The sequence below is a fragment of the Bradyrhizobium sp. 31Argb genome, assembly GCF_043638955.1.
GTDB lineage: Bacteria > Pseudomonadota > Alphaproteobacteria > Rhizobiales > Xanthobacteraceae > Bradyrhizobium.
In genome coordinates, this window is sequence record NZ_JBEGDB010000238.1 from 1 (window position 1) to 12,476 (window position 12,476).

The 12,476-nt window shown below is 64.6% G+C and carries 15 protein-coding genes and 1 pseudogene; 6 read left to right on the top strand and 10 right to left on the bottom strand.

The annotated features are described in order from the left end of the window. Positions 1-76, top strand: a pseudogene (locus AAFX91_RS31785) (IS5/IS1182 family transposase); the annotation flags it as partial. Between the two features lie 21 nt (positions 77-97). Here the strand turns inward: AAFX91_RS31785 and leuD are convergent. After that, positions 98-703, bottom strand: coding sequence for a 3-isopropylmalate dehydratase small subunit (leuD, locus tag AAFX91_RS31790; RefSeq protein ID WP_028165134.1), 606 nt, complete (start codon positions 701-703; stop codon positions 98-100). A gap of 165 nt (positions 704-868) precedes the next feature. Beyond that, positions 869-1,267, bottom strand: a complete 399-nt coding sequence (locus tag AAFX91_RS31795) for a metallopeptidase family protein (protein WP_394569229.1) — start codon at positions 1,265-1,267, stop codon at positions 869-871. A gap of 103 nt (positions 1,268-1,370) precedes the next feature. On the opposite strand from AAFX91_RS31795, the gene AAFX91_RS31800 reads away from it, so the two are divergent. The 4 genes from AAFX91_RS31800 (at position 1,371) to AAFX91_RS31815 (ending at position 3,395) form a co-directional block, all read left to right on the top strand. Beyond that, the gene (locus AAFX91_RS31800) at positions 1,371-1,697 is read left to right on the top strand and encodes a hypothetical protein (protein ID WP_394569230.1); all 327 of its coding nucleotides are present in this window, start codon (positions 1,371-1,373) and stop codon (positions 1,695-1,697) included. 220 nt (positions 1,698-1,917) lie between these two features. Then, positions 1,918-2,139: a hypothetical protein gene (locus AAFX91_RS31805; RefSeq protein WP_130581210.1), complete on the top strand. Its 222-nt coding sequence runs from the start codon at positions 1,918-1,920 to the stop codon at positions 2,137-2,139. 147 nt (positions 2,140-2,286) lie between these two features. After that, on the top strand, positions 2,287-2,598 hold the full coding sequence (locus AAFX91_RS31810) for a hypothetical protein (RefSeq protein WP_130581209.1): 312 nt from the start codon (positions 2,287-2,289) through the stop codon (positions 2,596-2,598). Positions 2,599-2,780: 182 nt separating this feature from the next. Continuing rightward, the gene (locus tag AAFX91_RS31815; protein WP_394569231.1) at positions 2,781-3,395 is read left to right on the top strand and encodes a hypothetical protein; all 615 of its coding nucleotides are present in this window, start codon (positions 2,781-2,783) and stop codon (positions 3,393-3,395) included. A 117-nt stretch (positions 3,396-3,512) separates the two neighbouring features. Here the strand turns inward: AAFX91_RS31815 and AAFX91_RS31820 are convergent, their stop codons facing one another. The 8 genes from AAFX91_RS31820 to ffh form a co-directional block, all read right to left on the bottom strand. Continuing rightward, positions 3,513-3,722, bottom strand: coding sequence for a hypothetical protein (locus tag AAFX91_RS31820; RefSeq protein ID WP_130581207.1), 210 nt, complete (start codon positions 3,720-3,722; stop codon positions 3,513-3,515). A 101-nt stretch (positions 3,723-3,823) separates the two neighbouring features. Further along, a complete protein-coding gene (gene leuC, locus AAFX91_RS31825) occupies positions 3,824-5,230 on the bottom strand; it encodes a 3-isopropylmalate dehydratase large subunit (RefSeq protein WP_394569232.1) in 1,407 nt (468 codons plus the stop codon). 502 nt (positions 5,231-5,732) lie between these two features. Then, positions 5,733-6,122 (bottom strand): 50S ribosomal protein L19, encoded by a 390-nt coding sequence (gene rplS / locus AAFX91_RS31830; protein WP_027580760.1) that lies wholly within the window; start codon positions 6,120-6,122, stop codon positions 5,733-5,735. A gap of 107 nt (positions 6,123-6,229) precedes the next feature. Next, positions 6,230-6,952, bottom strand: a complete 723-nt coding sequence (gene trmD, locus AAFX91_RS31835; RefSeq protein ID WP_394569233.1) for a tRNA (guanosine(37)-N1)-methyltransferase TrmD — start codon at positions 6,950-6,952, stop codon at positions 6,230-6,232. A gap of 9 nt (positions 6,953-6,961) precedes the next feature. Then, on the bottom strand, positions 6,962-8,041 hold the full coding sequence (locus AAFX91_RS31840) for a zinc-binding dehydrogenase (protein ID WP_394569234.1): 1,080 nt from the start codon (positions 8,039-8,041) through the stop codon (positions 6,962-6,964). A gap of 121 nt (positions 8,042-8,162) precedes the next feature. Next, the gene (gene rimM, locus AAFX91_RS31845; protein ID WP_394569235.1) at positions 8,163-8,705 is read right to left on the bottom strand and encodes a ribosome maturation factor RimM; all 543 of its coding nucleotides are present in this window, start codon (positions 8,703-8,705) and stop codon (positions 8,163-8,165) included. 18 nt (positions 8,706-8,723) lie between these two features. Continuing rightward, complete coding sequence (gene rpsP, locus AAFX91_RS31850; protein WP_130229090.1) at positions 8,724-9,056, bottom strand: 30S ribosomal protein S16; 333 nt, start codon at positions 9,054-9,056, stop codon at positions 8,724-8,726. Between the two features lie 172 nt (positions 9,057-9,228). Beyond that, positions 9,229-10,776 (bottom strand): signal recognition particle protein, encoded by a 1,548-nt coding sequence (gene ffh / locus AAFX91_RS31855; protein ID WP_130581203.1) that lies wholly within the window; start codon positions 10,774-10,776, stop codon positions 9,229-9,231. A 462-nt stretch (positions 10,777-11,238) separates the two neighbouring features. On the opposite strand from ffh, the gene AAFX91_RS31860 reads away from it, so the two are divergent. Then, complete coding sequence (locus tag AAFX91_RS31860; RefSeq protein WP_394569236.1) at positions 11,239-12,303, top strand: MBL fold metallo-hydrolase; 1,065 nt, start codon at positions 11,239-11,241, stop codon at positions 12,301-12,303. Positions 12,304-12,476 lie beyond the last annotated feature (173 nt).

Consider the following 12,476-nt stretch of genomic DNA (forward strand, 5'->3'; position numbering starts at 1 on the left):
AAACAATCCTTCGCGGACCAAGAAATATCCGCTCAACAAGCCCCTTTACGCCGAGCGTCACCTCGTCGAATGCTGCTCTTGATCCGGAGCGGAAAGATCAGGCCCAGGCGCGCTCGCGGCTGGCCTTGGCCTCGTAGTCGTCGATCGACGACTTCTTCTCCATCGTCAGCCCGATATCGTCGAGGCCGTTGATCAGGCAGTGCTTGCGGAACGGGTCGATCTCGAACTTCACGGCGCCGCCGTCGGGACCGCGGATTTCCTGATTCGCCAGGTCGATCGTCAGCGTCGCATTGGCGCCGCGCTCAGCGTCGTCGAACAGCTTGTCGAGGTCTTCCTGGGCAACGCGGATCGGCAGGATGCCGTTCTTGAAGCAGTTGTTGTAGAAGATGTCGCCGAACGAGGTCGAGATCACGCAGCGGATACCGAAATCGAGCAGTGCCCAGGGCGCGTGCTCGCGGCTCGATCCGCAGCCGAAATTGTCGCCGGCGACCAGGACCTTGGCATTGCGATAGGCCGGCTTGTTGAGCACGAAATCGGGATTCTCGCTGCCATCGTCCTTGTAGCGCTGCTCCGAGAAGAGCCCCTTGCCAAGGCCGGTGCGCTTGATGGTCTTCAGGTACTGCTTGGGGATGATCATGTCGGTGTCGACATTGATGATCTTCAATGGCGCCGCGACGCCTTCCAGCTTGGTGAACTTATCCATCGATCGCACTTCCCGGTTCAAGGTGGGAGAGGGGGTTATCTATCCCGAAAAACCCCCTGGAAAAAGGCTAATTTGCGCATGGGGCCTTTGTCTGACGCGTTTTCTTCACGCGAACCGGGGCCACCCTCGGATCAAGTCCGAGGGCATGCTTCGCTCGAAAACGCTTTAGCCCGCAGCGGCCTCGATCGCCTCCATGTCGGCGTCGGAGAGGCCGAAATGGTGGCCGATCTCATGGACCAGGACGTGGCGGACGATGTGGCCCAGCGTCTCCTCGTGCTCGGCCCAATAGTCGAGGATCGGCCGGCGGTAGAGCCAGATCATGTTGGGCAAGTGCGGGACGTCGCCATGGCTCTGGTGCGGGAGACCTATGCCCTGGAACAGGCCGAGCAGGTCGAATTCGCTTTCGCAGCCCATCTCGTCCATGACTTCGTCGGTCGGGAAATCGTCGACGCGGATGATCACGCCTTCGCAAAGGCCGCGAAAGCGCTTGGGCAGGCGCTCGAAAACGTCATGTGCCATGGCCTCCATTTCGGCGAGCGATGGCGCTTTGGCTGTGGTCCACATGACGCCTGTTTAGCGCGAGTTTCGCACAGGGCGCCAGCGCTGTTGACCTTGTCGCGGCAATCGGAGACCGTACGGCCCGCGAACTGGATTTTGGGTGGGCGTGATGCGGCGGATCGTGATGGGAATGCTACTGGCGGCTTTGGCGGGAGCCTCGCTGCCGGTTGCGAGCGCGCAGGCGCAAACGGCTCCATCGGCAACGCTGGGCGTGCAGGCGGTTGCGCCCACCATCTCTGAGTCCTCCGCACAGCGCCGGCGGCCGCTGCGGCGGATTCCGATCTACCGCCAGGATCACTGGGAACCGGATGTCATCCCGCGCTACAATCCCGGCCCGAACGCCGTGCGCGATTGCACCGCCCACTATGTGCAGGAATACCGGCCGAGCGGTACCGTGATCACACCGCGCATGCACTGCTATTGGCGTCCCGGTTAGCTTTGCGGCTGCCGTATTGCCACTCTTCTAGACAGTCAGAAATCCTGACCTTGGCACGGAACTGAAACGCGCACTCCCGCGTTCACGTCCGCGGCGCAGATTCATTCCCTCCACATTCACGTCGTCCGCTTCTGCTTGCGACCTGCGTCGCGGCAGCCTCACTCGATTCGAATCGATGGTTGCGGACGTGACATCCGAGGACGTTCGGGAGAACAAAAAAATGAAGGTGACAAAACTTCTGGGGCTGGTTGCCGCCAGTTCCCTGCTTGCGCTTGCCGTGCCGGGCGAGCGCGCTCACGCGCTTTCGCTGAACAGCCCCGGCGCCGCTGCGGCGGTTCAGGATGCTCCGAAGCAGATGTCGGAGACGACCGAAGTGCGCTGGCACTCCCGTCGCCATCACCGCCCGCACCGTTGGCATCCTCGCCGCCACTGGCGCCGCTGACAGGCTCGCGGCATTCAACGCAGAGCGCACAGGCCCGTGAGTAACGGGCCTGTTTTTCATTTTCAGCCAAGAAAGTTTCCATTTCAGCCAAGAAACAGGCATGATTGTACCCGTTATCGCCCGCTCGATTGCTGGAGGAGTCATCTCATGAAGGGTTGGATCGGCGCCGCGCTGGTTGCAGGTGTCATGGTATTGGCATCGCCGGCGTCAGTGACGACGGCCGCGGCAGGGCCGCAGCGGACCGTCGCGCAAAAGGCTGATGCAGGAGCCACGGATTTCAGTGCGCGCCGCTACAGGCCCTACTACCGAAACGTTGATCGGTCCTACATCGACTTCTACTACCGGCCCTATCCTCCTTACTCTCGCGCTTACACGCAGCCTTACTACTTCCGACCATATCCATATGACAGGCCGGTCCCGTACGCATTCGGCTTCCGGCATGACCCGTGGTGGTGGTGAGGCGCTGAGCGCTTCCCAAACAGACGGTTGATTGCAATCCTCTTTCGCTCGTGTCGCATTCACGGCGCGTTCACGTCGCTGTCTCTAGCGTCATGATGGGAGCGACCGCACATGCACGCGATGACGACGCACGCCTTCTAGGCGGCGCGATTGCTATTGCGCGCTTCAAGGAGGTTTTCGGAATGAGGAGACGACAATTCGGGCGCGGCATGATCAGTCGCGTCGGCCTTGCGGCTGCCGCGGTGTTCGTCCTTACGACGGCAACGCAGCGCGCCGAGGCGCTCTCACTGGCCAGCCCGGGCGCCGTACCGGCGACGAAGGCGGCGACTGAAGGGCTGGCCACCGAAGTGCAGTTTCGGGGCCATGGCGGCGGTCGTGGCGGCGGTTTCCATGGCGGTGGATTCCGCGGTGGTGGTGGTTTCCATGGTGGCGGCTTCCGTGGCGGTGGTTTCCGGGGTGGTGGTTTCAGAGGTGGGGGTGTCGCGTTCCATCGCGGCGGCGGCTTTCGCGGCGGCGGCGTGGCCTTTCATCGCGGGTTTCGTGCGGCACCGGCTTTCCACGGCGGCTACCGTTATGGCGGCTTCCATCGCTACTACGGCGGCGGCTATCGCTACGCCTACCACCGGCCCTACTTCCACCGGCGTCATTTTCACCGCCGGTTCTACTATGCTCGGCCGTACTATTATCCGCGCTACTATTACCCGCGCCGTTGTCGGATCATCTGGACCTATTACGGCCCGCGCCGGATCTGCCGCCCCTGGTGGTATCGTCACCACTATTGGCGTCCGTATTGGTGAGGCTTCGTAGCCCGGGTGAAGCGTCAGCGTAACCCGGGGCCGGTACGCAATGTTGATGCAAGTGTCCCGGGTTGCGCGTTCCGCTCCACCCGGGCTACGGGCTCGAAATGAGCCGTCTTAATCCCAGTCCCTGAACTTCCAGGACTTCAGCTTCCACGGCGTCAGGTTCTCGACCCGCCATTGCGCCCAGCGGTCCGGCGGCCAGTGGCTGAGGCGCGAGGTTTCTTTCGCCTGAGGCATTGGATCGATCACGCGCGGCATGGTTCGGCGCCGGTTCTGGCGCGTCGCCTCGCTGACCATATCGATATATTCGCGCTTGTCGGCCATGGCTCGGCTCCTTGCGAAAGGATGCATCCGCAAGGAGCAAGTCTGCGCCTCGCTGCTTAACGAGGCGTTTCCGCGATTTATCGAGCTTGAGGGAAAGGTGGTTAACGCCACTCCCTCACGTCGACAAAGTGCCCGGCGATTGCCGCAGCAGCCGCCATTGTCGGCGACACCAGATGGGTGCGGCCCTTGAAGCCCTGGCGTCCTTCGAAGTTGCGGTTCGAGGTGGAGGCGCAGCGCTCTTCCGGCTTCAGCTTGTCGGGGTTCATGGCCAGGCACATCGAGCAGCCCGGCTCGCGCCACTCAAAGCCGGCCTTGATGAAGATCTTGTCGAGACCTTCCGCCTCCGCCTGCTCCTTCACGATGCCCGAGCCCGGCACGATCATCGCGTTGACACTGGCGTTGACGTGCTTGCCCTCGGCGATCTTGGCCGCGGCGCGCAGATCCTCGATGCGGCCATTGGTGCAGGAGCCGATGAAGACGCGGTCGAGCTTGATGTCGGTGATCTTCGTGCCCGCTGTCAGGCCCATATATTTCAGCGCGCGATGCTTGGAGAGGCGCTTGGCCTCGTCCGCGATCTTGTCGGGATCCGGCACGAACCCGGTGACCGAGATGACATCCTCGGGCGAGGTGCCCCAGGTCACGATCGGCGGCAGCTTTGCTGCGTCCAGCCGGAGTTCGTGGTCGAAATGCGCGCCGTCGTCGGAACGCAGCGTCTCCCAGTAGCGCATCGCCGCATCCCAGGCCTCGGCCTTCGGCGCCTTGGGACGGCCGCGCAGGAAGTCGAACGCCTTCTCGTCGGGCGCGACCAGGCCAGCGCGCGCGCCGCCTTCGATCGACATGTTGCAGACGGTCATGCGGCCTTCCATCGACAGCGCGCGGATCGCCTCGCCGGCATATTCCAGCACGTAGCCGGTGCCGCCGGCGGTGCCGATCTCGCCGATGATGGCGAGAATGATGTCCTTGCCGGTCACGCCTTCGGGCAATTTGCCGTCGACGGTGACGCGCATGTTCTTGGCTTTCTTCTGGATCAGGGTCTGCGTCGCCAGCACATGCTCGACTTCGGAAGTGCCGATGCCGTGCGCGAGCGCGCCGAACGCGCCATGCGTCGAGGTATGGCTGTCACCGCAGACGATGGTCGTGCCGGGCAGCGTGAAACCCTGCTCGGGGCCGATGACGTGGACGATGCCCTGGCGCTTGTCGAACTCGTCGTAATATTCGATGCCGAATTCCTTGGCGTTCTCGGCGAGCGCCTTGATCTGCTCGATGCTCTCAGGATCGGGGTTCGGCTTGGTGCGATCGGTGGTCGGCACGTTGTGGTCGACGACGGCCAGCGTCTTTTGCGGCGCGTGCACCTTGCGGCCAGTGGCGCGCAGGCCTTCGAAAGCCTGCGGCGAGGTCACTTCGTGCACCAGATGGCGGTCGATATAGAGCAGGCAGGTGCCGTCTTCGGCTTCGTGCACCAGATGGTCGTTCCAGATCTTGTCATACAGGGTGGTCGGTTTGGACATGAGCATCAGCTCCAGCGATGTTGTGGTAGCGGATCGGCGCGGTTAGGCGCCGGGGCAAACGAAAGGCCGGCGCAGCATCAAGCTGCGCGCGTAAGCTCCGACGTCGCCGAGGTCGCAAAGCGCCCGAAGAACCGGCCAGGCAGCCGCGAGCGATCGTCGATCACGACGCGCTTGATGGGCTCGATGCTGGTCTGATCTGGAACCATTCTACAAATATATAGCAGGCCAATCCGGAAGCGCGAGTGCTTTCAATGCGCGTCACGGCTTCAAAGCCGCGTGCGCGTGAATTCACCCTGAGGAGTGCGCCATCGGCGCGCGTCTCGAAGGCGAGGCCACCGGCGGGGCCTCCATCCTCCTCCCGGCGATGCATAGCATCGTCCGGAGACGCGCGTTCCGCGCTCCTCAGGATGAGGGATTGACACGGGTGTCACCGCACGAAGCAACAAAAAAGCGCGGGGACCGGCCCCGCGCTTTCAGTCACATCCGTATTGGTCGGATGAGCTTACTCGTTGACGGCGGCGGCGCGATCCTGCTTGTCCTGCTTCTCGACAATGCGGGCCGACTTGCCGCGGAGATTGCGCAGGTAATAGAGCTTGGCGCGACGGACCTTGCCGCGGCGCACCACCTTGATCGAGTCGATCATCGGCGACATCACCGGGAAGACGCGCTCCACGCCCTCGCCGTAGGAGATCTTGCGCACCGTGAAGCTCTCGTTGAGGCCGGAGCCCGAACGGCCGATGCAGACACCTTCATAGGCCTGCACGCGGGTGCGATCGCCTTCGACCACCTTGACGTTGACGATCACGGTGTCGCCGGGCGCGAATTCCGGGATCTGCTTGGTCGCAGCGAGCTTGTCGTACTGCTCTTTTTCGAGCTGCTGGATGAGGTTCATTGAAATCTCCATCGGCGGCGCGCCCAGCACCGACGCGGGCTGCGCAAGAATTCGGTCTATCCTGATTGCGGATTTGGGCGCTCCTATAAGGCAAAGCGCGGGCTTTGTCACCCGTCTGTCGTGTTTTTTGTGCCGTGCCGCACGATCCACAAATCCGGCCGCCTGGCCCGGGTCAGGGCCTCGGATTGGGCCCGCCGCCAAGCCGCGACCTTGGCGTGATCGCCCGAAGTGAGGATTTCCGGGATCGGCCGGCCCTCGAATTCCTGCGGGCGGGTATATTGAGGGTATTCCAGTAGTCCCTCGGAGAAGGTCTCGTCCTCCCCGGAGGCCTGCTTGCCCATCACCCCCGGCAACAGCCGTACGCAGGCGTCGATCAGCGCCATGGCGGCGATTTCCCCGCCCGACAGCACGTAGTCTCCGATCGAGACCTCCTGAAGACCGCGCGCCTCGATCACCCGCTCATCGACCCCCTCGAATCGGCCGCAGACGATGAGCGGACCCGGGCCGGACGCGAGTTCCGCGACGATGGGCTGGGTCAGTGGCCGACCCCGCGGGCTCATCAGCAGCCGTGGCCGGTCCGGCGCGATATCGGTCGCATCGATGGCGGCAGCCAGGATGTCGGCACGGAGCACCATGCCGGGTCCGCCGCCCGCGGGGGTATCGTCGACGCTGCGGTGCCTGTCGGTCGCGGAATCCCTGATGTCCCGCGGTTCCAGCGTCCACAGGCCGGAGGCGAGCGCCCGGCCCGCCAGGCTGACGCCAAGCGGTCCCGGAAACATCTCCGGGAACAGGGTCAGCACGGTGGCGCGCCATATGGTCTGAGCGGTCATCGGGTTCCGTTACGGCACCACGGCCGTGAGGTCGAGACCCTGCATCAGCGCGGCGGCTTCCACCGCGCGCTTGATGTCGGCAAGCGAAAACGCCGTGACGTTGATCTGGCGGAGATCGAGCAGGTTCTCGGCGGCCAGCGCCGCCAATTGGCCGGGCGCCGTCCGGTCGTACATGAATTGCCCGACCACCTCCCAGTCGTTCGCCAGCATTTCGCGGAACGAGAGCTCAAGCGGCGCCTCCGCGCTGCCCATCAGCACCAGCCGCCCGCCACGCTTCAGCGCGCGCAGGCAAGACAGCGTGGTCGAGGTGCTGCCGGCGTTGCCGAGCAGGTCGAGCGCGACCTCGGCCCCGCCGGCCGCGGCGCGGCGGATGATCGGAAGGTCCTCGGCTGCGTTGCCGCTGACGACGGCCGGAATGACGCGCGGACCGAAGGTCTCGCGCAGCAGTTCCAGTGCCGCCCGCTTGCGCCCGACGGCGACTACGCGTCCTGCGCCCATCGCGACGGCCAGCATCACCGCGCCCGAGCCGAAATAGCCCGACGCGCCATTAATGATGATGGTCTGTCCGCCACGCAGGCCCGAACGCTGCAATCCGCCGAACGGCACGATCAGCTTTGCGAGCCCGATCAATTCGGTTGCGGGCCTGTCCTCGAGCCCCGAAAGCGGCGTCACGCAGGCTGCCGGCCAATGCGCGACCTCGGCAAACACGCCGTCGCGCCAGCGTGTCTGCAGGGCCAGCGCTTCCGGTGTGGTTGTCATGGCCGTAAGCCCGATCAGGATCTGCGGCGGCTCGCGGTCGGGCACATCGGCGCGCAGATGCGGGCTCAGGAAGACGCGGTCGCCAGGTTCGACATGATTGACATTGTCGCCGACCGCGACCACACGCGCGATGGCGTTGGTCCCGGGCACGAATGGCATCGGCGGCAGGCTGTAGGGCGCCGCGCCTGACAGCACCTTGCCTGTGTAGGAAAGCACCATGCCGGCTTCGATGCGTACCACGACGCCGTCGGGTGCGGGCGCTGGTGTCTCCACTTCATCGAGGCGAAGATCGTTATGCGCGTGCAGGCGCCAGGCTTTGTGGCTTGCCATCGTCGTTGCTCCGCTATCGCTATTCCCTACGTAGCCCGGATGGAGCGAAGCGCAATCCGGGGAAAGCCCGTGGGCGGCGAGCGGTCCCGGATTGCGCTCCGCTCCATCCGGGCTACGGATACTACTCCGTGTTCTCGCGGGGACGACCCTGAGAGGGTTCCTCGCCCTCAATCTCTTCAGGCAATTCGACGACGACCCGCCCGCCGGCGAGGTCGACGGTCGGCACCACCGCGTTGGTGAACGGCAGCATCATCGTTGCGCCTTGCGGCGGCGCGATCTCGATGATGTCGCCGGCGCCGAAATTATGGATCGCGAGGACCTTGCCGAGCGGTTGGTCGCCGGTCGTGACAGCGGCGAGGCCGATCAGATCGGCGTGGTAGTATTCGTCATCGTCGGTTTCGGGCAATCGTTCGCGCGGAACGTAGAGTTCGATGCCGTTCAAACGCTCGGCCTCTTCGCGCGTGGATACGCCCTTGAACGTCGCGACCAGATGGTCCTTGGCCTCGCGGACATGCGCGACCTCGAACCGGCGCCCGCCGTCCTTGGTGAACAGCGGGCCGTAATCCTTCACGGCCAGCGGGTCTTCGGTGAAGGTCCAAAGCTTAACGGCGCCGCGCACGCCATGCGCAGCGCCGATCCGAGCGACGCAAACCGGTGCGGGCACCGTCATGCGCCTGAAAGCTTACGCCTTCGCGGCGGCTTCGGCCTGGGCCTTGCGCTCCTTGCGCGGCACCGCCTTTTCCGGGTTGTTGCGCGGCGCGCGCTTCACGACGCCGGCCGCATCGAGGAAGCGGGTCACGCGGTCCGACGGCTGCGCGCCCTTGGCGAGCCAGGCCTTCACCTTGTCCATGTCGAGCTTCAGCCGCGCCTCGCTGTCCTTCGGCAGCAGCGGATTGAAATGGCCGAGCCGCTCGATGAAGCGGCCGTCGCGCGGAAAGCGCGAGTCGGCGACGACGACGTGATAGACCGGACGCTTCTTGGTGCCGGCTCGCGCAAGACGGATAACGACTGACATTTGGTTCTCCTGATAAGTGGTTTGATTTGGATGTTGATGAATTAGCCCGTCATTCCGGGGCGCGAAGCGAGCCCGGAATCCATCCGGCCACGGATGCAAGCGGTGAAATGGATTCCGGGCTCGCCGCTGCGCGGCGCCCCGGAATGACGAATGGAGAGAGGAGCGAGCTTCCTCATTTCTTCTTCCCCGGCGGGCCGCCGAGGCCCGGCAGTGTCGGCTTGCCGCTGAGGCCGGTGAGCCCCGGCAGATTGGGCAGGCCCTGGCGCAGGCCGACGGGAAGGTCTTTCGGCAGGTTTGGCAGGCCGCCACCGGGCGCGCCCTGCATCTTCTCGGCCAACGCCTTCATCTCTTCCGGCGAAGGCGGCTTCATGCCGCCGCCAAAGCCCATCGCCTGCGCGATGCCGGCGAGCGGGCCGCGCTTGCCCGAACCCATGGCCTTCATCATGTCGGACATGTTCCGATGCATCTTCAAGAGCTTGTTGACCTGCTCGACGTTCTGGCCGGCGCCGGCGGCGATGCGCTTCTTGCGGCTGGCTTTCAGGATGTCCGGGGTCTTGCGCTCCTGCCGCGTCATCGAATCGATGATCGCGACCTGGCGCTTCAGGATCTTGTCGTCGATCCCGGCGGCGGCGATCTGGTTCTTCATCTTGGCGACGCCGGGCATCATGCCCATCAGGCCGCTGATGCCGCCCATGTTCGCCATCTGCGTGAGCTGCTCGCGCATGTCGTTGAGATCGAACTGGCCCTTGCGCATCCGCTCGGCGGTGCGTGCGGCCTTTTCGGCGTCGATATTGGCCGCGGCACGCTCGACTAGCGACACCACGTCGCCCATGCCGAGGATGCGGCCGGCGATGCGGCTCGGATGGAAGTCCTCCAGCGCGTCGGTCTTCTCGCCGGTGCCGATCAGCTTGATCGGCTTGCCGGTGACCGCGCGCATCGACAGCGCGGCGCCGCCGCGGCCGTCACCATCGACGCGGGTCAGCACGATGCCGGTCAGCCCGACACGCTGGTCGAACGAGCGCGCGAGGTTGACCGCGTCCTGGCCGGTCAGGGAGTCCGCGACCAGCAGCACTTCATGCGGATTGGCGACGGCTTTGATCTCGGCCGCTTCCGTCATCATCTCTTCGTCGAGCGTGGTGCGGCCGGCGGTGTCGAGCAGCACGACGTCATAGCCGCCGAGCTTGCCCGCCTCGATCGCGCGCCGCGCGATCTGCGGCGGCTTCTGGCCGGCGACGATCGGCAGCGTCGGGATGTCGAGATCGCGGCCGAGCACGGCCAATTGCTCCATCGCCGCCGGACGATAGACGTCGAGCGAAGCCATCAGCACCTTGCGCTTGTCGCGCTGGACCATGCGGCGGGCGAGTTTCGCGGTGGTCGTGGTCTTACCGGAACCCTGCAGGCCGACCATCATGATCGGAACCGGCGGCACCGAGTTGAGGTCGATGGTCTGGCCGTCGGAGCCGAGGGTCGCGACCAGTTCGTCGTGGACGATCTTGACCACCATCTGGCCTGGGGTGACCGACTTGACGACGGTGGCGCCGACCGCCTGCTCGCGCACGCGCTCGATGAAACTCCTGACAACCTCGAGCGCGACGTCGGCCTCGAGCAGCGCGCGGCGCACTTCGCGCATCGCGGCGTCGACATCCTTTTCGGTGAGCGCACCGCGCCCCGTCAGCCGATCAAGGATGCCACCAAGCTTTTCCGACAGATTGTCGAACAATGCCGTTGTCCTTTGTTGCGCCCGCAGGCACCTCAGTCACTTGCCGTCATACCCCGCGAAAGCGGGGTATCCAGTACGCCGGGACATCGCACCAAACAAACGCCGCCGGTTACTGGATCACCCGCTTTCGCGGGTGATGACAACCTGGGTGTCCCGACGCAGAACGCCAAGATGATGTTCCAAAGCCGGTCTTCCAAACACTTTCGCGCCCGAGGGCGCACAGCGCTGTCGGGCGTTGGCCTCCGGTCTCGAGGGCCGGTCGGCGGGTCGAAAAGAACGATCTTTCCGAGAAAGTGGCGGCGTTAAACCCCCGCGGGCGCCGAAAGTCAAGGAAAAGTCGGGTGAGATGATCCGAATTGAACCCATAACGACATGAAAATACTTATGTTTCGATTATGGGTTCCGATTTGCGCGCTCGGCGCCATATAAATTCCAACGCCCCACTACCCGTGATACAGCCCCGTGCCCATCACCCGCCGCCGCATCTTTGCACTGTTCGCCGGCGCCGCCGCCGTGATCGGCGTGCCGTCGGTTTGGATGACCCGCATGAAGACCTATGACGGCCCCGTCTCCGATCATTTCGATGGTTTGCGCTTCTTCGATCCGGACGGCGCGCCGCCGAAGTCGCTCGGCGAGGTGCTGCGCTGGCAATTTGGCGGCGAACGGAAGCGCGTGGACTGGCCCGACTGGGTGCCCAGTCCCCACGCCGATACGCCGCCGCCGCGGGTCGAGGGCGACAAGGTGCGGCTGTCCTTTGTCGGCCATGCGAGCTGGCTGATCCAGGTCGCTGGCCTCAACATATTGGTCGACCCGGTGTGGTCGATGCGCGCCTCGCCGTTCTCCTGGGCGGGACCGAAGCGGCACAACGATCCCGGCATCGCCTTCGAGGCGTTGCCCGAGATCGATGTCGTGCTGGTGTCGCACGGCCATTACGACCATCTCGACGTCGCGACGCTCTCGAAGCTCGCCGCCAAATTCTCGCCACGCGTGATCACGCCGCTCGGCAACGATGTCGCCATGCGCGAGGCGGATCGCGCGATCAAAGCCGAAGCGTTCGATTGGCAGGATCGTGTCGAACTCGGCAACGGCCTCGCCGTGACGCTGGTGCCGACGCGGCACTGGTCGGCGCGTGGGCTTCTCGACCGCAACAAGGCGCTATGGGCGAGTTTCGTGCTGGAGACGCCGGTCGGCAAACTCTACATCGTCTGCGATTCCGGCTATGGCGACGGCGGGCATTTTCGTCGTGTCGCCGAAGCGCACGGCCCGCTGCGGCTCGCGATCCTGCCGATCGGCGCCTATGAGCCGCGCTGGTTCATGCGCGACCAGCACATGAACCCGGCCGATGCGGTAAAGGCGCTGGCCGATTGCGGCGCCGCGCAGGCGCTGGCGCATCACCACGGCACGTTCCAGCTCACCGATGAAGGCATCGATGCACCGGCGATCGCGCTCGGTGAGGCGCTGGACCAGGCGGAAGTGCCGCGGGACAAATTCGCGGTGCTCAAGCCGGGGCAGGTGTTTGAGATCTAGCCGTCGTCGCGGCCAAGCGAAGCGCGAGCCGAGACCCATAACCACCGCTCTGGATTGTCAGGGATAAGGTGTCGCCCCAGCCGGGCCCAGCCACGCAATCCTGTGGTTGATGGGGTGGACGGCCCCCTACGGCATCAGTTGTGCCAGAATGAGGTTGTCGAAATCTCAAACGA

What these genes read in the sequence shown, in the direction of transcription:
- leuD (WP_028165134.1), bottom strand. Translation starts at nt 703, where the DNA reads ATGGATAAGTTCACCAAGCTGGAAGGCGTCGCGGCGCCATTGAAGATC.
- AAFX91_RS31795 (WP_394569229.1), bottom strand. Translation starts at nt 1,267, where the DNA reads ATGTGGACCACAGCCAAAGCGCCATCGCTCGCCGAAATGGAGGCCATG.
- AAFX91_RS31800 (WP_394569230.1), top strand. Translation starts at nt 1,371, where the DNA reads ATGCGGCGGATCGTGATGGGAATGCTACTGGCGGCTTTGGCGGGAGCC.
- AAFX91_RS31805 (WP_130581210.1), top strand. Translation starts at nt 1,918, where the DNA reads ATGAAGGTGACAAAACTTCTGGGGCTGGTTGCCGCCAGTTCCCTGCTT.
- AAFX91_RS31810 (WP_130581209.1), top strand. Translation starts at nt 2,287, where the DNA reads ATGAAGGGTTGGATCGGCGCCGCGCTGGTTGCAGGTGTCATGGTATTG.
- AAFX91_RS31815 (WP_394569231.1), top strand. Translation starts at nt 2,781, where the DNA reads ATGAGGAGACGACAATTCGGGCGCGGCATGATCAGTCGCGTCGGCCTT.
- AAFX91_RS31820 (WP_130581207.1), bottom strand. Translation starts at nt 3,722, where the DNA reads ATGGCCGACAAGCGCGAATATATCGATATGGTCAGCGAGGCGACGCGC.
- leuC (WP_394569232.1), bottom strand. Translation starts at nt 5,230, where the DNA reads ATGTCCAAACCGACCACCCTGTATGACAAGATCTGGAACGACCATCTG.
- rplS (WP_027580760.1), bottom strand. Translation starts at nt 6,122, where the DNA reads ATGAACCTCATCCAGCAGCTCGAAAAAGAGCAGTACGACAAGCTCGCT.
- trmD (WP_394569233.1), bottom strand. Translation starts at nt 6,952, where the DNA reads ATGACCGCTCAGACCATATGGCGCGCCACCGTGCTGACCCTGTTCCCG.
- AAFX91_RS31840 (WP_394569234.1), bottom strand. Translation starts at nt 8,041, where the DNA reads ATGGCAAGCCACAAAGCCTGGCGCCTGCACGCGCATAACGATCTTCGC.
- rpsP (WP_130229090.1), bottom strand. Translation starts at nt 9,056, where the DNA reads ATGTCAGTCGTTATCCGTCTTGCGCGAGCCGGCACCAAGAAGCGTCCG.